This is a genomic window from Variovorax sp. Soil_C_33 (genome assembly GCF_057656935.1).
Genome location: NZ_JBDGJK010000003.1, coordinates 362,859 through 381,332, shown reverse-complemented (window position 1 = coordinate 381,332; position 18,474 = coordinate 362,859). Strand labels below are relative to the sequence as shown.

The window sequence follows — 18,474 nt, the reverse complement described above, 5'->3', positions numbered from 1 at the left end:
TATCTCAGGCCGCGCGGACGCCGCGCCACATCAGGCCGGCTGCGCCTCGGTCATGCCCTGGTGCCGCAGCAGCGCATCGAGCTGCGGCTCGCGGCCCCGGAAGGCCTTGAAGGACTCCATCGCGCTGCGGCTGCCGCCGGCTTCGAGGATGGCCTGCCGGTATTTGCGGCCGGTCTCGATGCTCGGTTCGCCATTGGCGCCGGCGGTCTCCTCGAAGGCCGCGTAGGCGTCGGCGCTCAGCACCTCGGCCCACTTGTAGCTGTAGTAGCCGGCCGCGTAGCCACCCGAGAAGATGTGGCTGAAAGTGTTGGGCGTGCGGCTGAAGGGCGGCGAAGGCATCACCGCAACCTCGTCGCGCACCTTGCCGAGCAGCGCCATCACGTCGCCCGGCTGGGCGCTGGCGGCGTCGTATTCGGTGTGCAGCAGCATGTCGAACAGTGAGAACTCGATCTGCCGCAGCGTCTGCAGGCCGCTCTGGAAGTTCTTCGCCGCGGTCATCTTGTCGAACAGCGCGCGCGGCAGCGGCTCGCCGGTGTCGACGTGCGAGGTCATGTGCGCGAGCACATCCCACTCCCAGCAGAAGTTCTCCATGAACTGGCTCGGCAGCTCGACGGCGTCCCACTCGACCCCGCTGATGCCCGAGACGTCGCGCTCGTCGACCTGCGTGAGCATGTGGTGCAGGCCGTGGCCGAACTCGTGGAACAGCGTCGTCACGTCGTCGTGCGTGAGAAGCGGCGGCTTGCCGTCGACGCCTTCTGCGAAGTTGCAGACCAGTTGCGCGACCGGGGTCTGCAGCGTGCCGGTGTCCGGCCTGCGCCAGCGGGCGCGCACATCGTCCATCCAGGCGCCGCCGCGCTTGGCGGCCCGGGCTGCAGGGTCGAGATAGAACTGGCCGATCTTCTGCCCCGCGCGTTCGATGCGGTAAAACTCGACGCTCGGATGCCACACCGGCGCGCTGTCGCGACGGATCGACACCTCGAACAGCGTCTCGACGATCTTGAACAGGCCGGCCATCACCTTCGGCGCGGTGAAGTACTGCTTGACCTCCTGCTCGCTGAAGGCATAGCGCGCCTCCTTGAGCTTCTCGCCGATGTAGCTCCAGTCCCAGGGCTGCGGGTCGACGATAGCGAGCTGCTGTGCCGCGAAAACCCGCAGGTCGGCCAGATCGCGCTCGCCGTACGGCCTGGCCTTGGCTGCGAGATCGCGCAGGAACTTGACGACCTGCCCGGCCGACTCCGCCATCTTGGGCACGATGGAAAGCTCGCCGAAATTGGGGTAGCCGAGGAGCAGCGCCTCTTCCTGGCGCAGCGCGAGGATCTCGCGGATCAGCTCGGTGTTGTCGAAGGCCGGGTCGCCGAATTCGCTGGCGCGCGTGACATAGGCGCGATAGAGCTTCTCGCGCAGCGCGCTGCTCCTGGCGAACTGCATGACCGGCAGGTAGGAGGGCATCTTCAGCGTGAGCTTGTAGCCCTCCTTGCCCTCGGCTTCGGCCGCCGCGCGCGCCGCGCTGACGACATCTTCCGGCAGGCCCTCGAGCTCGCCGAGCGGGGCGTAGTACGCGAACGCATCGGTCGCGTCGAGCGCGTTCTCGCTGAACTTCTGGCTCAGCTCGGCCTGGCGCTCCTGGATTTCAGCGAAGCGCTTCTTCGCGTCGCCCTGCAGTTCGGCACCGCCGAGGACGAAGTTGCGCACGGCATAGAGGTGCGCCTGGCGCTGCTCGGAATTCAGCGTCGCCGGATCGATCGCCTTGTACTTCGCGTAGAGGCGCTCGTCGGAGCCCAGGCGCGTCCAGAAGGCGGTGACGCGGGGCATCGCCTCGTTGTAGGCGGCGCGCAGTTCCGGCGTGTCGGCGACCGCGTTGAGATGGCCCACGGCGCCCCAGGCGCGGCTGAAACGCTCCGAGGCGACGTCGAGCACCTTGGCGATCGCGGTCCAGTCGGCCGGGAATTCCGGCGTGGTCACCGCCTGCAGCGCGGCCTCGGCGTCGGCAAGCAGCGCATCGACGGCGGGTGCGACATGCTCGGGCCTGATCCGGTCGAACAGCGGGAGGTCGTCGAAGTCGAGGAGGGGGTTGTCGTTCATGGCCATGGTGATCAGTTGGCGGCGCGCTCGGCCGCTTCAAGGGTGTTGGCGAGCAGCATGGCACGGGTCATCGGGCCCACACCGCCGGGTACGGGCGTGATCCAGCCGGCCACTTCTTTCACGCCTTCGAAGTCCACGTCGCCGGCGAGCTTGCCGTCGTCCCGGCGGTTCATGCCGACGTCGATGACCACGGCGCCCGGTTTCACCATGTCCGCCGTCAGGATGTTGCGCTTGCCGACCGCGGCGACGACCACATCGGCCTGGCGCGTGAGGGCCGCGAGATCCTGCGTCGCGCTGTGGCAGATGGTCACGGTGGCGTTCTTCGCGAGCAGCATCATGGCCATCGGCTTGCCCACGATGTTGCTGCGGCCGATCACCACCGCGTGCTTGCCGCGCAGGTCATAGCCGATCGATTCGAGCATCTTCATGCATCCGTGGGGCGTACACGGCCAGAACCCCGGCTGGCCCACCATCAGCGCACCGGCGCTTGCGACGTGGAATCCGTCCACGTCCTTGGCGGGCGAGATGGCCTCGATGACCCGGTGGCTGTCCATGTGCCGGGGCAGCGGCAGCTGCACCAGGATGCCGTGCACCTTGGGATCATCGTTGAGCGCGTGGATGCGTGCCAGCAGCTCTGCCTCGGTCATCGAAGCGGGATAGCGTTCGAGTTTTGCCGCGAGGCCGGTTTCGCTGCTGTCGTTGACCTTGTGCTTGACGTAGACCTGGCTCGCGGGATCGTCGCCGACCAGAACGATGGCGAGCGAGGGTTCGATGCCGCGCGCTTTCAGCGCCGCGATGCGGCCCGACACGTCGCTGCGAATTTTTCGGGAGAGGGCGTTGCCGTCGATCAGTTGAGCTGTCATCGCTTTTAGATTTTCCAAGTAAAAACGCCCGCTTGCGCAGGCGTCGAAGGTCGGTATGGCTATGGCGACGATAGCCGCTAGGCTGCCTTGCCGGGCGCCGCCTGTCCCAAGGCGATCTTGAGCAGGTCGGCCACCGTGTTCGCGTTGAGCTTTTCCATGATGTTGGCGCGGTGCGCTTCCACCGTCTTGATGCTGATGCCGAGGTCGTCTGCGATCTGCTTGTTGAGCCGGCCGGCGACGATGCGCTCGAGCACCTGCGCCTCGCGGCCGGTGAGCTTGGACAGCAGCGCATCGCGGCTGGCCGACTGCTGGTGCTGCGCGAAGGCGCCGCGCGCGTGTTCGAGCATGCGTTCGACCAGCGCCACCAGCGCTTCGTCGTTGAAGGGCTTTTGGATGAAATCCATCGCGCCCTTTTTCATGCTGTCGACCGCCATCGGCACGTCGCCGTGGCCGGTGATGACGACGATCGGCAGCGGCGAGCGGCGCTCGATCAGGCGGTCTTGCAGTTCGATGCCCGACATGCCGCCCATGCGGATATCGACGATCAGGCAGGCGACCTCGCGCGGGTCGTAGCGGGACAAGAAGGATTCCGCAGAATCGAAGCAGCGAACCCGGTAGTCCTTGCCTTCGAGTAGCCATTGCAACGAATCGCGGACCGCTTCGTCGTCATCGACGACATAGACCGTGCCCTTCTTGGGAATCAAACTCATGCAGGTACCTTCGCCTCGTTGCTTGCTACGGAATCAATAGCGTCCAACACCGGAATCCAGAAGGAAAAACGGCATCCGACCACGTCCGGGCCATTGTAGATGTTCTCTGCCTTCATCCGGCCGCGGTGCGACTCGACGATGGTGCGGCAGAGGTTGAGCCCGATGCCCATGCCCTCGGGCTTGGTGGAGAAGAAGGCTTCGTAGAGCCGATCCATCACTTCGGGCGCGAGGCCCATGCCGGTGTCCTGCACCGAGAACTCGACTGCGTTCTGGCCGTCGATGACCTTGGGCAGCACGCGCAGCTCGACGCTGCGGCGTGCCAGCGGCCGGTCGGCGAGGTCGATCGATTCGGCGGCGTTCTTCAGCAGGTTGACCATCACCTGTTCGATCAGGATCGGGTCGACCCGCACCACCGGAAGGCGCGCCGCCACGTAGTGGTTGAGGCGAACGTTGCGGCGCCGCAGCTCGATGCCGGCGAGCTCGACCGCTTCGCTCACCATGGTCGAGACCTCGGCCGGCGTGCGGTTGGGCTCGCTGCGCTTCACGAAGGAGCGGATGCGCTGGATGATCTGGCCCGCGCGCTGCGCCTGCTTGGAGGTCTTGTCGAGCGCCGCGAGCAGCGCTTCGGAATCGATCTGCTGCCCGCGGATGCGCGACATCATGCCGTTGCAGTAGTTGGTGATGGCGGTCAGCGGCTGGTTGAGCTCGTGCGCGACGCTGGACGCCATCTCGCCCATGGTGATCAGCCGGCTGGCGGCCTGCGCGCGGTCGGCCTGTGCAGCCGACAGGTCTTCGGCATCGCGCCGCGGCGTGATGTCGGTGGCGATCACCAGTTGTGCGAGCCGGCCGTCGACCCAGGTCAGGTAGCGCGAGCGCACCTCGAGCCACTTGCCGAGCTCGGGCACGAAGATCTCGTTGTTGGCCGGCTGCGCGGCGGTCAGCTGGTCGATCGGCAGGCCGGCGAAGGGGTCGACATCGTCGAGCGCGTCGTCGTGCGCATGCGAGGCCGGTACGCCCGCCTGCGCCACCATGCCCAGGTGCCCGACGGTGTCGGAGCCGAACCAGAGCCGGTACAGCTTGTTGGCGAACAGCAGTTCCTCGCTGCCGAGCGGCGCCACCGACACCGAGGCGTCAAGTGCCTCGAGCACCGTGGTGAAGCGCTCGTAGGAAGCCGACAGCTGCTCGCGGATGCGGGTGGGCTCGGTGATGTCGGTCATCGAGGTCATCCAGCCGGTCTGGTGGCCGCGCGCATCGATCAGCGGCGACACGTAGAGGCGGGCGTTGAACACGCTGCCGTTCTTGCGCTTGACGCGCACCTGGAAACCGCCCGGCAGCGCGCGGCCGTGCAGCTCTTCCTCGAGCCGCTCGTTCATGATCTCGCGGTCCGACTCCAGCCAGTAGGGGAAGGGCGGCGTCTGGCCCACGAGCTCGCTCTCGTCCCAGCCCGTCATCGCGCAGAAGGCCGCGTTGACGTAGGTGATGCGGCCCTCGAGATCGAGCACGCGCATGCCGGTGAGCATGGAGTTCTCCATCGCGCGCCGGAAGTTGGTTTCGGCCACCAGGGCCTGCTGCGCCTGGAGGCGCCTGCGCGTGTGGCGCCAGGTGCCGATCAGCATCCAGCTCGTGAGCACGCTGAGCGCGCCCACCAGCCAGAAGAGGCCATTGCCGACCACGCCCTGCGAGGTGCGGTAGGCCTGGGCGCGCAGCACCAGCGCGTTGCCCACCGGCGAGACCGGCACTTCGTATTCGTTGGTCTGTTCGGACCAAGGCAGGAGGCGGGTTTCGGCCTCGCGCGGGCTGGCGACGGTGTTGCCGGCGATCAGGCCGCCCTTGGCATCGAGCAGCGACACCGCGTAGCGCGCCGACACCTCTGAGGGCATGCCGTAGCGCAGCAGCCCGTCGATCGAGAACTCGCCCAGCACCATGCCCGCGAACAGGCCCTGGTCGAAGAAGGGAATGTGCAACTGAAGCATGGACGGCGGATCGCCGCCGGCCACCGGTTGCGAGAACACCGGCTGGCGCAGCTCGCGCGCCAGCGCGTAGTTGCTCTCGATGTCGCCCGGCCGCAGCACGTCGCCCACCGCATGCTGCTGCGCCGGATGGACGCTGGGCGCCGCGTAGCCCGCCTTGAAGCGGCGCCGGTCGTCGATCCAGCTGATCGCCTGCAGCTCGGGAAACTGGCTGACCAGCGATTCCGAGCGGCTCGCGAACTCGGTGGCGTCGATCTCGCGGTTGGAGGCATCGCGCGCCAGGCGCATCAGCTGCTCCTGCCGTTCCAGAAGCCGCAGCCGCACGCGCTGCTGCGCGTACTCCACGTCGCGCTTGACCGACTCCTGCTCGCGCTCCGCCTCTTCCGCGCGCAGGTACCAGAAGGCCGCGACGATGGCTGCGAGAAAGAGCAGCACCGCCGCCAGCGGCGCCAGCATCGCGACCGCGTCCTGCAGCACCGGCGTTTGCCTGCGCCACCAGCGCCGCCACCAGGACAGCGGCGACGCGTTGACAGCGCTGCGCGCGACCGCGATCGGAGAGGAAAAGGACATCGCGTGAGTTTAGGGGAAGGGCCTGCAGCGGGAGCGACGGGCGTGCAGTGCCATGGCTGCGAACGAGGCCGTCTGTGCTTCATTTCTCCATCGATGAAATTCAATGATTTTCATAATAAGAAAACGTCACGCACTATTTGAAATTCAGATATTTCTGTGAGAAACTCCCGCGCGCTGCCGGATACGGCACTAAATTACCCAGCCACACCCTTCAAAAAGGAGACAAGCATGTCGGCAATTCCCGAGAACCGGTTCGGTTCGGCCGCGAACGACACGGACGCACAAGAAACCCGCGAGTGGATGGACGCCCTGTCCGCTGTCATCCAAAGCGAAGGCCCCGACCGGGCGCACTTTCTGCTCGAGCAACTGCTCGAACATGGACGCCAGAACAGCATCGACAAACCGTTCTCGGCCAATACTGCCTACGTCAACACCATCGAGCCGGACCAGGAGGAGCGCTGCACCGGCAACCTGGAAATCGAAGAGCGCCTGCGCGCCTACATGCGCTGGAACGCGATGGCGATGGTCGTGAAGGCCAACCGCCACCATCCACCCGAAGGGGGCGACCTGGGCGGCCACATCGGCTCCTTCGCTTCGCTGGCCAACATGTTCGGCGCCGGCTTCAACCACTTTTGGCATGCCGAAAGCGAGAACCATGGAGGCGACTGCCTCTACATCCAGGGCCACGTCTCGCCCGGCATCTATGCCCGCGCCTATCTCGAAGGCCGCCTGAGCGAGGAGCAGTTGCTCAACTTCCGCCAGGAGGTCGACGGCAAGGGCCTGTCGAGCTATCCGCATCCGAAGCTGATGCCCGAGTTCTGGCAGTTCCCGACCGTCTCGATGGGCCTGGGCCCGCTGATGGCGATCTACCAGGCGCGTTTCCTCAAGTACCTGCATGCCCGCGGCATCGCCAACACCGAGAACCGCAAGGTCTGGGTGTTCTGCGGCGACGGCGAAATGGACGAGGTCGAATCGCTGGGCGCCATCAGCCTGGCGGCGCGCGAGCGGCTTGACAACCTGATCTTCGTCATCAACTGCAACCTGCAGCGCCTGGACGGTCCGGTGCGCGGCAACGGCAAGATCATCCAGGAGCTCGAAGGCGAATTCCGCGGCTCGGGCTGGAACGTGATCAAGCTGATCTGGGGCAGCAACTGGGATCCGCTCCTGGCGCGCGACAAGGACGGCGCGCTGCGCAAGATCATGATGGAGACCAACGACGGCGACTACCAGTCGTTCAAGGCCAACGACGGCGCCTACGTTCGCAAGCACTTCTTCGGCCGCGATCCGCGCACGCTGGAGATGGTCGCCAAGATGAGCGACGACGACATCTGGAACCTGCGCCGCGGCGGCCACGACTCGCAGAAGGTGTATGCGGCCTTTGCGGCGGCGGTCAAGCACACGGGCCAGCCCACGGTGCTGCTGGTCAAGACCGTCAAGGGCTTCGGCATGGGCAAGGTCGGCGAGGGCAAGAACACGGTGCACCAGACCAAGAAGCTGGGCGACGAGGACATCAAGGCCTTCCGCGATCGCTTCAACATCCCGATCCCCGACAGCCAGATCGCCGACCTGCCGTTCTACAAGCCGGCCGACGACACGCCGGAGATGAAGTACCTGCACGAGCGCCGCAAGGCCCTCGGCGGTTACCTTCCCGCTCGGCGCATCAAGGCCGATGAGAACTTCGCGGTGCCGGCGCTCGACACCTTCAAGGCCGTGATGGAGCCCACCGCCGAAGGCCGCGAGATCTCCACCACGCAGGCCTACGTGCGCTTCCTCACGCAGCTGCTGCGCGACAAGGCTTTGGGCCCGCGCGTGGTGCCGATCCTGGTCGACGAGGCGCGCACCTTCGGCATGGAAGGCCTGTTCCGCCAGATCGGCATCTACAACCCCGATGGCCAGCAGTACACCCCGGTCGACAAGGACCAGGTCATGTACTACAAGGAAGACAAGAGCGGCCAGATCCTGCAGGAAGGCATCAACGAGGCTGGCGGCATGTCGAGCTGGATCGCCGCGGCCACGTCGTACAGCACCAACAACCGCATCATGGTGCCGTTCTACGTGTACTACTCGATGTTCGGCTTCCAGCGCATCGGCGATCTGGCCTGGGCGGCGGGCGACATGCAGGCGCGCGGCTTCCTGCTGGGCGGCACCTCGGGGCGCACAACGCTCAACGGCGAAGGCTTGCAGCACGAGGACGGCCACAGCCATATTCTCGCGAACACCATCCCGAACTGCGTGAGCTACGACCCGACCTTCGCGCACGAAGTCGGCGTGATCCTGCACCATGGCCTGAAGCGCATGGTGGAGAAGCAGGACAACGTCTACTACTACCTGACGCTCTTGAACGAGAACTACCCGATGCCCGGCCTGCAGCCCGGAACGGAAGAACAGATCATCAAGGGCATGTACCTCTGCAAGCAGGCCCCGGTGGTCAAGGCTGCGAAGGGCAAGGAGGCGCCGACGGTGCAGCTGCTGGGCAGCGGCACGATCCTGCGCGAGAGCATCGCGGCGCAGGAACTGCTCGAGAAGGACTGGGGCGTCAGCGCCTCCGTGTGGAGCTGCCCGAGCTTCAACGAGCTCACGCGCGACGGGCAGGAGGCCGACCGCTGGAACCTGCTGCATCCGACCGACGAGCCGCGCCTGTCCTTCGTGGCCGAGCAGCTTTCGGCGAGCACCGGCCCGGTGGTGGCGTCGACGGACTACATGAAGGCCTACGCCGAGCAGATCCGCCCCTTCATTCCGAAGGGCCGCACCTACCGGGTGTTGGGCACCGACGGCTTCGGCCGCAGCGACTTCCGCAACAAGCTGCGCGAGCACTTCGAGGTCAACCGCCACTTCATCGTGGTGGCCGCGCTCAAGGCGCTGGCCGACGAGGGCACGGTGCCGGCGGCCAAGGCGGCCGAGGCGATCAAGAAGTACGGCATCAACGCTGAAAAGATCAACCCGCTCTACGCGTAAACAACAACCAACAATCAACTGCGCCTCTAGGGCGGGAGACACTTTTATGGCAACAGTGGAAGTCAAGGTGCCGGACATCGGCGATTTCGATGAAGTCGCAGTGATCGAAGTGCTGGTGAAGGTGGGCGATTCGGTGAAGGCCGAGCAGTCGCTCATCACGGTGGAGTCGGACAAAGCCTCGATGGAGATTCCGTCGAGCCAGGCCGGCGTCGTGAAGGAACTCAAGGTCCAGGTCGGCAGCAAGGTCAAGGAAGGCTCGGTCGTGCTGGTGCTCGAAGGCGAGGGCGCCGCGGCGGCACCTGCTGCATCCGCGCCGCCGGCCGCGGCACCGGCGCCCGCAGCGTCTGCACCAGCGCCGGCTGCGGCTGCTCCGGCCGCTGCTGCGGCCACAGGCCCGGTCGAGGTCAAGGTGCCGGACATCGGCGACTTCAAGGATGTCGCCGTGATCGAGGTGCTGGTGAAGCCGGGCGACACCATCAAGGAAGAGCAGTCGCTGATCACGGTCGAGTCGGACAAGGCCTCGATGGAGATTCCGTCGTCCGCGGCCGGCGTGCTGAAGGAGCTGAAGGTCAAGGTCGGCGACACGGTCAACATCGGCGACCTGATCGCGGTGGTCGAAGGTTCGGGCGGCGCTGCCGCTCCGGCGCAGGCCGCTGCGGCGCCCGCGCCGGCGAGCGCCTCGGCACCTGCGCCGGCCGCTGCTGCTGCGGCACCATCCGCCGCGCCGGCCGCCGCGCCGCCCGCGCACGATCCGACGGTCGCACCCAGCGGCAAGCTGCCGCACGCATCGCCCTCGGTGCGCAAGTTCGCGCGCGAACTCGGCGTGCCGCTCGAGGAAGTCAAGGGCAGCGGGCCCAAGGGCCGCGTTACCCAGGAAGATGTCCAGAACTTCACCCGCGCGGTGATGAGCGGCGCGGCCAGCACCAAGGCCTCGGCGGCCAAGGCGCCCGCCGGCGGCGGCGGCGAAGCCCTCGGCCTGCTGCCGTGGCCCAAGGTCGACTTCACCAAGTTCGGCACGGTCGAGCGCAAGGACCTGTCGCGCATCAAGAAGATCAGCGGCGCCAACCTGCACCGCAACTGGGTGATGATTCCGCACGTCACCAACAACGACGAAGCCGACATCACCGAGCTCGAAGCCTTCCGCGTGTCGACCAACAAGGAGAACGAGAAGTCCGGCGTCAAGGTGACGATGCTGGCTTTCGTGATCAAGGCCGTGGTCTCGGCGCTGAAGAAGTACCCCGAATTCAACACCAGCCTGGACGGCGACCAGCTCGTCTACAAGCAGTACTTCCACATCGGCTTCGCGGCCGACACGCCCAACGGGCTGGTGGTGCCGGTGCTCAAGGATGCCGACAAGAAGGGCGTGCTCCAGATCAGCCAGGAAATGGGCGAGCTCGCGAAAAAGGCGCGCGACGGCAAGCTCGGCTCGGCCGACATGCAGGGCGGCTGCTTCTCGATCAGCTCGCTGGGCGGCATCGGCGGCACGCACTTCACGCCCATCATCAACGCGCCGGAAGTCGCGATCCTCGGCCTGTCCAAGAGCGCGACCAAGCCGGTGTGGGACGGCAAGGCCTTCCAGCCGCGCCTCGTGCTGCCGCTGTCGCTGTCGTATGACCATCGCGTCATCGATGGCGCTTCGGCCGCCCGGTTCAATGCTTACCTGGGCCAAGTCCTCGCCGACTTCCGCCGCGTTCTCCTATGACCACGGTGGTGGCCGTCCGTAAAGGCGGTCAAGTGGTGATGGCCGCCGACGCGCTCGTGACCTTCGGGGACACGCGCCTGTCGTTCAACGCCGAGGCGAACCAGAAGCTCTTCAGGGTCGCCGATGCGGAGGGCGAGAGCGTCTTCGCCGTCGCCGGCGCGGCCGCGCACTTCCTCGTGCTGCAGCAGGCGCTGGCAGCCCAGCCGGCGGATGCGCTGCGTTTCGGCAGCAAGGAGCAGATCTTCCGCACCTTCACGCTGCTGCATCCGGTGCTGAAGGAGTCCTTCTTCCTGCAGACCAAGGAAGATGAGCACGATCCCTACGAATCGAGCCAGTTCACGATGCTGCTCGCCAACCCGAGCGGCATCTACGGGATCTACAGCTACCGCGAGGTCTTCGAGTTCAAGCAGTTCTGGAGCATCGGCTCGGGACGCAGCTTTGCGCTCGGCGCCATGCACGCGGCCTACGAGAAGGCGCGCTCGGCGCGCGAGATCGCGGAAGCCGGCGTCGCCGCGGCCTGCGAATTCGATCGCAATTCGGCAGGCCCGATCGACGTTCTCACACTCAAACTGAAGGTGTCCAAATGAGCGAACAGCAAATCAAGGTGCCGGACATCGGCGATTTCGATGAAGTCGCGGTGATCGAGGTGCTGGTGAAGGTGGGCGACACGGTGAAGGCCGAGCAGTCGCTGATCACGGTGGAGTCGGACAAGGCCTCGATGGAAATTCCTTCGTCGCATGCCGGCGTCATCAAGGCGCTGGCCGTGAAGGTGGGCGACAAGGTGAGCGAGGGCTCCGTGGTGCTGACGCTGGATGTGGCGGAAGGCGCCGCGGCGCCGGCGCCGGCAGCGCCGGCCCCGGCCCCCGCCGCAGCGGCACCGAAGCAGGCCCCGGCGGCCACACAAGCTCCGGCCGCGGCATCGAGCTACACCGGTTCGGTCGACCTCGAATGCGATCTGCTGGTGCTGGGTGCCGGCCCCGGCGGCTACTCGGCCGCCTTCCGCGCGGCCGACCTGGGCCTCAAGGTGGTGCTGGTCGAGCGCTATGCGACGCTGGGCGGCGTCTGCCTCAACGTCGGCTGCATTCCTTCGAAGGCCTTGCTGCACGTTGCGGCGGTGATCGACGAGGTCAAGCATTTCGCCGACCTCGGCGTGAGCTACGGCGAACCGAAGGTCGACCGCGCCAAGCTGCTCGGCCGCAAGAACAAGGTGGTGGGCAAGCTCACCGGCGGCCTCTCCGCGATGGCGAAGATGCGCAAGGTGACGACGGTGCGCGGCATCGGCGAGTTCGTCGACCCGTACCACGTCAAGGTGCAGGAAACCACGGGCGACGGCAAGGCGACCACCGACAAGGCGCAGACGGTCAAGTTCCGGCACTGCGTCATCGCGGCCGGCTCGCAGGCCGTGCATCTGCCCTTCATGCCCAAGGACCCGCGGGTGGTGGATTCGACCGGCGCGCTGGAACTCGGCGTCGATCCCAAGCGCATGCTGATCCTCGGCGGCGGCATCATCGGCCTTGAGATGGGCTCGGTCTACTCCACGCTGGGCGCGCGGCTCGACGTGGTCGAGATGCTCGACGGCCTGATGCAGGGCGCCGACCGCGACCTGGTCAAGGTCTGGCAGAAGCTCAATGCGCCGCGCTTCGACAACATCATGCTGAAGACCAAGACGGTCGGCGCCGAGGCCACCAAGGACGGCATCCGCGTCAGCTTCGAAGGCGAGCAGGCCCCCAAGGAGCCGCAGCTCTACGACCTGGTGCTGCAGGCGGTGGGCCGCAGCCCCAACGGCAAGAAGATCGGTGCCGAGAAGGCGGGCGTGAACGTCAGCGACCGCGGCTTCATTCCCGTCGATATCCAGATGCGCACCAACGTGCCGCACATCTTCGCGGTCGGCGACATCGTCGGCCAGCCGATGCTGGAGCACAAGGCGGTGCACGAAGCGCACGTGGCAGCCGAGGTGATCGCCGGCGAGCAGAAGGGCGACAAGGAGTTGTCGAGCGCGGCTTTCAACGCCCGCGTGATCCCCAGCGTGGCCTACACCGACCCCGAGATCGCCTGGGTCGGGCTCACCGAAGACCAGGCCAAGGCCGAAGGCGTGAAGATCGAGAAGGGCCTGTTCCCGTGGACCGCTTCGGGCCGCGCGATCGCCAACGGCCGCGACGAGGGCTTCACCAAGCTGCTGTTCGATGCCGAATCGCATCGCATCGTCGGCGGCGGCATCGTCGGCACGCATGCCGGCGACATGATCGGAGAGATCGCCCTGGCGATCGAGATGGGCGCCGATGCCATCGACATCGGCAAGACGATCCACCCGCACCCGACGCTCGGCGAGAGCATCGGCCTGGCGGCGGAGGCGGCGCACGGCCACTGCACCGATCTGCCGCCGGTCAAGCGCTGAAGGCATCCACCCAAAAAGAAAGAAACCCGCCGGCCGGCGGGTTTTTTTGGGTGAGCGCTCGACTCAGTCGCCCGTGTTGGCGTTGATCTCGCCCTGCGCCGCCTGCACGCGGCGCGCACCGCTGAAGCGGCGCTGCCAGTAGCTTCCGCTCATGTCCTCGACGCGGACCTGCGCGCCGGGCTTGGGAGAATGGATGAACTTGCCTTCGCCGACGTAGATGCCGACATGGCTGAACGCGCGGCGCATGGTGTTGAAGAACACGAGGTCGCCGGGCTTGAGTTCGCTGCGATCGATCTTCTGGGTGGCGGCGGCCTGTTCTTCGGCGCGGCGCGGAAGCAGGTGGCCGACTGTCTGGTTGTACATGGCACGGACGAAGCCGCTGCAGTCGAAGCCGGTTTCCACCGTGTTGCCGCCGCGGCGGTAGGGGACGCCCAGGAAACCGATGGCGGTAACGACCAGATCGGATGTGCGATCGACGACGGTTTGGCGAACCTGCTGGAGCTGGTTGACCAAGCCCTTGTCGGCAAGCAGGGAATCCAGTTCTTCGGCGCGGTCTTGTTGCGGTGCGGCATGAGCGGCAAATGCAATCAAGAGGCAGGCAGGTAGGAGAAATCGCATGGCGCGTAGGATATGGATGACAAATAGCAATGTCAATTTCATGCGGTTTCGGGATTCTGCACGCAACCCATTGTCCTGCCTACGCTTTTTACATTCACTGATTTTATGAAATGTAAAGCTCTCCGTTATCAGCCATAAGTTGTTCGCTGATGTAAAGCAAAAGTTTTTAGTTATGGGCGATACTTTTTTGCTTGGTGTGCTTTCACTCATTTCGAAGGATCTGGCATGAATTCATCGAAAGTATTCAAGATGGCTTGGTTTCGGATGGCGTCGCTCTCGGGTCTGGCGATCGCGGCAGTGGGCCTCGCTATGGCGGCGCCGCGGCCGGAAGTGGTCGCTTCGGGCCTCCAGAATCCCTGGGGCGTGGGCTTTCTTCCCGACGGGCGCTTTCTGGTGACCGAGAAGTCCGGGCGCATCCGCGTCGTCGCTGCCGACGGCAAGCTGGGCGCACCGCTGGCCGGGCTGCCTGCCATCGCCACCGGCGGCCAGGGGGGGCTGCTGGACGTGCTGGTCGATTCGGCCTTTGCCCGGAACCGGACCTTCTATTTCTGCTACTCCGAACCCGAAGCGGGCGGCTCGGCCAACGGCACGGCCCTGGCGCGGGCGCAACTGTCGGCCGACGGCAGTCGCCTCGAAGGCCTGAAGGTGATCTTCAGCCAGCGTCCCAAGGTCGCCAGCCGCAACCATTTCGGCTGCCGCATCATCGAGGCGAAGGACGGCAGCCTGTTCCTCACGCTGGGCGACCGCTTCAGCCGCAAGGAAGACGCGCAGAAGCTCGACAACCACGTGGGCAAGCTGGTGCGCATCGCCAAGGACGGCAGCGCGCCCGCGGACAACCCCTTCGTCGGCCGGGCCGGTGCGCTGCCCGAGATCTGGAGCTACGGGCATCGCAACGGCCAGGGCGCCGCGCTGGCACCCGACGGAAAGCTCTGGATGCACGAGCACGGCCCGCAAGGCGGCGACGAGATCAACATCCCGGAGGCCGGCCGCAACTACGGCTGGCCGGTGATCACCTACGGCGAGAACTACGGCGGCGGCAAGATCGGCGACGGCATCGCGCGCAAGGACGGGCTGGAGCAGCCGCTGCACTACTGGGTGCCTTCGATCGCGCCCTCGGGCATGGCCTTCGTCACCAGCGATCGCTACGGCGCGGGCTGGAAGGGCAATCTCTTCGTGGGCTCGCTCAAGTTCGGCTACCTCGACCGCATCGAGCTCAAGGACGGCAAGGTCGTCGCCGAACACAAGATGCTGGAAGACGGCAGGGCGCGCATCCGCGATGTGAAGCAGGGCCCGGACGGGCTGCTCTACATCCTGACGGACGAATCCGACGGCAAGCTGCTGCGCTTGCGGCCGGACTGAGCGGGACGGTCAGGGCCATCGGTTCGGTGGTACGGTCTAGCCCCTCGCTTTTCCTGAAAGACATTTGCTCCATGCTGCTCGATGCATCGCAATCCCAACTGGTCCTGGTCGACTACCAGGCGCGCCTGATGCCGGCGATCTTCGAAGGCGAGACCGTGGTCGAGAACGCGGTGCGGCTCGGCCGGATGGCCCGCCTGCTCGACGTGCCGGTCTGGGGCACCGAGGAAAACCCGTCGAAGCTGGGCGAGAACCCGGCCGACATTCGTGCCCTGTGCCAGCGCACGCTGGCCAAGATGCATTTCAGCGCGGCAGAAGAGGGGCTGGGCGAATGGCTGCGCGCGCCTGCCAAGGCGCCGCAGGGCAATGCGCGCAGCCTGCCCAAGCACTTGCAGAAGCCGGCCGCCGCCGAGGAGCGCAACACCATCGTCATCGCGGGCTGCGAAGCCCATGTGTGCCTGCTGCAGACCGCCCTCGATCTGCTGGAGGACGAGTTCGAAGTCTGGGTGGTGACCGATGCCTGCAGCTCGCGCACTGAGCGCAATCGCGATGCCGCCTTCGACCGCCTGGCCGGCGCCGGCGCAGAGCTCGTGACCACCGAAATGGTCGGCTTTGAATGGCTGCGCACGGCCGAGCATCCGCGCTTCGATGACGTGCTGGCGCTGATTCGCTAGAGGACTCGGGACCTCAGGCCGCGAAACCAGCCGCGAAGGCCTGCCGCAGATAGGAGACGAATGCCTCCACCGCGCGCGGCACGTGGGCGGAGTAGGGGCGGATCGCATACAGGCGCTCGCCGAAGGCCCCCACCGGCCGCCACTGCGGCAACACCTCCACCAGCTTGCCGGCCTGCAGGCCGGATTGCGCGCTGAAGTCCGGCAGCAGCGCGATGCCGAGGCCGGTCGCCGCCCCATCGCGCAACGCCTCGCTGTTGTTGGCGGCGAACGGGCCGTTGACCGGCACCGTCGCCTGTTCGCCATCGGCGTCGCGCACGAAGCTCCAGGCCGGCGTGTCCTGCGTCCGCGGGTAGTGCAGGCAGTCGTGCTTCGCCAGGTCCTGCGGCAGTTCCGGCACGCCGCGGCGGCGCAGGTAGGCGCGGCTCGCGACCAGCACCGAGCGGGTGGGGGCCAGCATCCATGCCACATGCGTCTCCGGCGGCGCGGCGGTGTGCCGCACGGCGAGGTCGAAGCCCTCCATCGCGAGCGAGCGCAGGCGATCCGACATGTCCAGCTCCAGACGCACTTCCGGGTAGGCGCGCAGGAAGTCCGCCAGGCGCGGCACCAGCTGCTGGCGCGCGAAGGCCACCGGCGCCGTCACGCGCAGCAGGCCGCGCGGCGCGCTGGCCAGGTCGCGCACGCCGGCGAAGCTGTGCGCGATCCGCTCGAAGGGCGCGCGCATGTCGTCGACCAGGCGCTGCCCGGCCTCGGTGAGGCGCACGCTGCGCGTGGTGCGGCGCACCAGCGGCACGCCGGCAGCGCGCTCCAACTCGGCGATGCGCTGGCTCATGGCTGCCTTGCTGACGCCCAGCCGGGCCGCCGCCGCCGTGTAGCTGCCTTGCTGCTCCAGGACGATCAGCCAATGCAGATGGGTCCAGAGCAATTCGACTTTTTTGTCATCCATGGCCGTATTGTTCACCGCGGCAAACAATCAATTCAGCGCAAGCGCCTAGGCAACAGCGGCGCTGCTTTCTAGACTGGCCGCCTCTCCCTCCACTACCGGCCCGGCCATGACCACCAAGATCTCCGTTCCCACCCCGATCGCGCACTACATCGCGGGCCACCGTGCCGGCGGCGCGTCGTCGCGTACCCAGGACGTCTTCAACCCCGCGACCGGCGCCGTGACCGGCAACGTCGCGCTGGCGAACCGCACCGACGTCGACGCGGCGGTCGCTGCCGCACAGGCCGCCTTTCCCGCCTGGGCCGACACGCCGCCGATCCGCCGCGCGCGCGTGATGTTCAAGTTCCTCGAGCTGCTCAACCGCCATCGCGACGAACTCGCCCACCTGATCACGGCGGAGCACGGCAAGGTCTTCACCGACGCGCAGGGCGAGGTCACGCGCGGCATCGACATCGTCGAGTTCGCCTGCGGCATTCCGCAGCTGCTCAAGGGCGACTACACCGACCAGGTCTCGACCGGCATCGACAACTGGACGCTGCGCCAGCCCCTCGGCGTGGTGGCCGGCATCACGCCCTTCAACTTCCCCGTGATGGTGCCGATGTGGATGTTCCCGGTCGCGATTGCGGCCGGCAACACCTTCGTGCTCAAGCCCAGCCCGACCGACCCCAGCCCCTCGCTGCGCATGGCCGAGCTGCTGAAGGAAGCGGGCCTGCCCGACGGCGTGTTCAACGTCGTGCAGGGCGACAAGGAGGCCGTCGACGCGCTGATCGAGCATCCCGATGTCAAGGCGATCAGCTTCGTCGGCTCGACGCCGATCGCGAACTACATCTACGAAACCGGCGCGCGCCACGGCAAGCGCGTGCAGGCGCTGGGCGGCGCCAAGAACCACATGGTGGTGATGCCCGACGCCGACATCGACCAGACGGTCGACGCGCTGATCGGCGCCGGCTACGGCTCGGCCGGCGAGCGCTGCATGGCGATCAGCGTCGCGGTGCTGGTGGGCGACGCGGCGGACAAGATCATGCCGAAGCTGATCGAACGCGCGAAGACGCTCAAGGTGCTCGACGGCGAGAACCTCGCGGCCGAGATGGGCCCGATCGTCACGCGCGCGGCGCACGAGCGCATCGCCGGCTACATCGCGCAGGGCGAGAAGGAAGGCGCGAAGCTGCTGGTCGACGGCCGCCGCTTCGATGCGGCGCAGGCAGGCGAGGGTTGCGCCAACGGCTTCTGGATGGGCGGCACGCTGTTCGACCACGTCACGCCCGAGATGCGCATCTACAAGGAAGAGATCTTCGGCCCGGTGCTCTCCTGCGTGCGCGTGCCCGACCTCAAGGAAGCGGTGGAGCTGATCAACGCCCACGAGTTCGGCAACGGCGTGGCCTGCTTCACGCGCGACGGCAACGTGGCGCGCGAGTTCTCGCGCCGAGTCCAGGTCGGCATGGTGGGCATCAACGTGCCGATCCCGGTGCCGATGGCCTGGCACGGCTTCGGCGGCTGGAAGAAAAGCCTGTTCGGCGACATGCACGCCTATGGCGAGGAGGGCGTGCGCTTCTACACCAAGCAGAAGTCGATCATGCAGCGCTGGCCGGAAAGCACGCCCAAGGGCGCCGAGTTCGTGATGCCGACGGCGAAGTAGGCA

The 18,474-nt window shown here is 66.6% G+C and carries 13 protein-coding genes; 7 read left to right on the top strand and 6 right to left on the bottom strand.

The genetic code is table 11. The annotated features are described in order from the left end of the window. Positions 1-30 precede the first annotated feature (30 nt). The 4 genes from AC3A6B_RS07180 to AC3A6B_RS07165 form a co-directional block, all read right to left on the bottom strand. On the bottom strand, positions 31-2,088 hold the full coding sequence (locus tag AC3A6B_RS07180) for a M3 family metallopeptidase (RefSeq protein ID WP_487836056.1): 2,058 nt from the start codon (positions 2,086-2,088) through the stop codon (positions 31-33). Positions 2,089-2,093: 5 nt separating this feature from the next. Then, positions 2,094-2,945: a bifunctional methylenetetrahydrofolate dehydrogenase/methenyltetrahydrofolate cyclohydrolase FolD gene (gene folD / locus AC3A6B_RS07175; RefSeq protein WP_487836055.1), complete on the bottom strand. Its 852-nt coding sequence runs from the start codon at positions 2,943-2,945 to the stop codon at positions 2,094-2,096. A gap of 77 nt (positions 2,946-3,022) precedes the next feature. Then, a complete protein-coding gene (locus AC3A6B_RS07170) occupies positions 3,023-3,655 on the bottom strand; it encodes a response regulator transcription factor (RefSeq protein WP_126837880.1) in 633 nt (210 codons plus the stop codon). Then, the gene (locus AC3A6B_RS07165) at positions 3,652-6,195 is read right to left on the bottom strand and encodes a PAS domain S-box protein (protein ID WP_487836054.1); all 2,544 of its coding nucleotides are present in this window, start codon (positions 6,193-6,195) and stop codon (positions 3,652-3,654) included. Before AC3A6B_RS07165 ends, AC3A6B_RS07170 begins: the two co-directional genes overlap by 4 nt. 228 nt (positions 6,196-6,423) lie before the next feature. Here AC3A6B_RS07165 and aceE point away from each other — a divergent pair, with 228 nt between their 5' ends. From aceE to lpdA, 4 genes are read left to right on the top strand one after another with little or no spacing between them, the layout of a single operon-like run. Next, on the top strand, positions 6,424-9,150 hold the full coding sequence (gene aceE / locus AC3A6B_RS07160; protein WP_487836053.1) for a pyruvate dehydrogenase (acetyl-transferring), homodimeric type: 2,727 nt from the start codon (positions 6,424-6,426) through the stop codon (positions 9,148-9,150). Positions 9,151-9,196: 46 nt separating this feature from the next. After that, positions 9,197-10,852 carry a dihydrolipoyllysine-residue acetyltransferase gene (gene aceF / locus AC3A6B_RS07155; protein ID WP_487836052.1) on the top strand — a complete coding sequence of 552 codons (1,656 nt, stop codon included), beginning with the start codon at positions 9,197-9,199 and terminating at the stop codon, positions 10,850-10,852. Continuing rightward, complete coding sequence (locus AC3A6B_RS07150; RefSeq protein WP_487836051.1) at positions 10,849-11,439, top strand: MFS transporter; 591 nt, start codon at positions 10,849-10,851, stop codon at positions 11,437-11,439. The genes aceF and AC3A6B_RS07150 overlap by 4 nt, the downstream gene beginning before the upstream one ends. Then, positions 11,436-13,247: a dihydrolipoyl dehydrogenase gene (gene lpdA / locus AC3A6B_RS07145; RefSeq protein WP_487836050.1), complete on the top strand. Its 1,812-nt coding sequence runs from the start codon at positions 11,436-11,438 to the stop codon at positions 13,245-13,247. The genes AC3A6B_RS07150 and lpdA overlap by 4 nt, the downstream gene beginning before the upstream one ends. Before the next feature lie 63 nt (positions 13,248-13,310). Here lpdA and AC3A6B_RS07140 read toward each other — a convergent pair whose 3' ends face one another. After that, positions 13,311-13,865, bottom strand: coding sequence for a C40 family peptidase (locus AC3A6B_RS07140; protein WP_487836135.1), 555 nt, complete (start codon positions 13,863-13,865; stop codon positions 13,311-13,313). Between the two features lie 264 nt (positions 13,866-14,129). Between AC3A6B_RS07140 and AC3A6B_RS07135 the strand changes: the two genes are divergently transcribed. Further along, a complete protein-coding gene (locus tag AC3A6B_RS07135) occupies positions 14,130-15,224 on the top strand; it encodes a PQQ-dependent sugar dehydrogenase (RefSeq protein WP_487836134.1) in 1,095 nt (364 codons plus the stop codon). A gap of 71 nt (positions 15,225-15,295) precedes the next feature. Continuing rightward, a complete protein-coding gene (locus AC3A6B_RS07130; RefSeq protein ID WP_487836049.1) occupies positions 15,296-15,895 on the top strand; it encodes an isochorismatase family protein in 600 nt (199 codons plus the stop codon). A gap of 13 nt (positions 15,896-15,908) precedes the next feature. On the opposite strand, the gene AC3A6B_RS07125 is transcribed toward AC3A6B_RS07130, so the two are convergent. Further along, positions 15,909-16,838 carry a LysR family transcriptional regulator gene (locus AC3A6B_RS07125; protein ID WP_487836048.1) on the bottom strand — a complete coding sequence of 310 codons (930 nt, stop codon included), beginning with the start codon at positions 16,836-16,838 and terminating at the stop codon, positions 15,909-15,911. A 106-nt stretch (positions 16,839-16,944) separates the two neighbouring features. Here AC3A6B_RS07125 and AC3A6B_RS07120 point away from each other — a divergent pair, with 106 nt between their 5' ends. Further along, positions 16,945-18,471 (top strand): CoA-acylating methylmalonate-semialdehyde dehydrogenase, encoded by a 1,527-nt coding sequence (locus AC3A6B_RS07120; RefSeq protein ID WP_487836047.1) that lies wholly within the window; start codon positions 16,945-16,947, stop codon positions 18,469-18,471. The last annotated feature ends 3 nt before the right edge of the window (positions 18,472-18,474 follow it).

Coding starts and splice junctions, on each gene's coding strand:
- AC3A6B_RS07170 (WP_126837880.1), bottom strand. CDS start 3,655: ATGAGTTTGATTCCCAAGAAGGGCACGGTCTATGTCGTCGATGACGAC.
- AC3A6B_RS07130 (WP_487836049.1), top strand. CDS start 15,296: ATGCTGCTCGATGCATCGCAATCCCAACTGGTCCTGGTCGACTACCAG.
- lpdA (WP_487836050.1), top strand. CDS start 11,436: ATGAGCGAACAGCAAATCAAGGTGCCGGACATCGGCGATTTCGATGAA.
- folD (WP_487836055.1), bottom strand. CDS start 2,945: ATGACAGCTCAACTGATCGACGGCAACGCCCTCTCCCGAAAAATTCGC.
- aceE (WP_487836053.1), top strand. CDS start 6,424: ATGTCGGCAATTCCCGAGAACCGGTTCGGTTCGGCCGCGAACGACACG.
- AC3A6B_RS07150 (WP_487836051.1), top strand. CDS start 10,849: ATGACCACGGTGGTGGCCGTCCGTAAAGGCGGTCAAGTGGTGATGGCC.
- AC3A6B_RS07125 (WP_487836048.1), bottom strand. CDS start 16,838: ATGGATGACAAAAAAGTCGAATTGCTCTGGACCCATCTGCATTGGCTG.
- aceF (WP_487836052.1), top strand. CDS start 9,197: ATGGCAACAGTGGAAGTCAAGGTGCCGGACATCGGCGATTTCGATGAA.
- AC3A6B_RS07135 (WP_487836134.1), top strand. CDS start 14,130: ATGGCGTCGCTCTCGGGTCTGGCGATCGCGGCAGTGGGCCTCGCTATG.
- AC3A6B_RS07140 (WP_487836135.1), bottom strand. CDS start 13,865: ATGCGATTTCTCCTACCTGCCTGCCTCTTGATTGCATTTGCCGCTCAT.
- AC3A6B_RS07165 (WP_487836054.1), bottom strand. CDS start 6,195: ATGTCCTTTTCCTCTCCGATCGCGGTCGCGCGCAGCGCTGTCAACGCG.
- AC3A6B_RS07180 (WP_487836056.1), bottom strand. CDS start 2,088: ATGGCCATGAACGACAACCCCCTCCTCGACTTCGACGACCTCCCGCTG.
- AC3A6B_RS07120 (WP_487836047.1), top strand. CDS start 16,945: ATGACCACCAAGATCTCCGTTCCCACCCCGATCGCGCACTACATCGCG.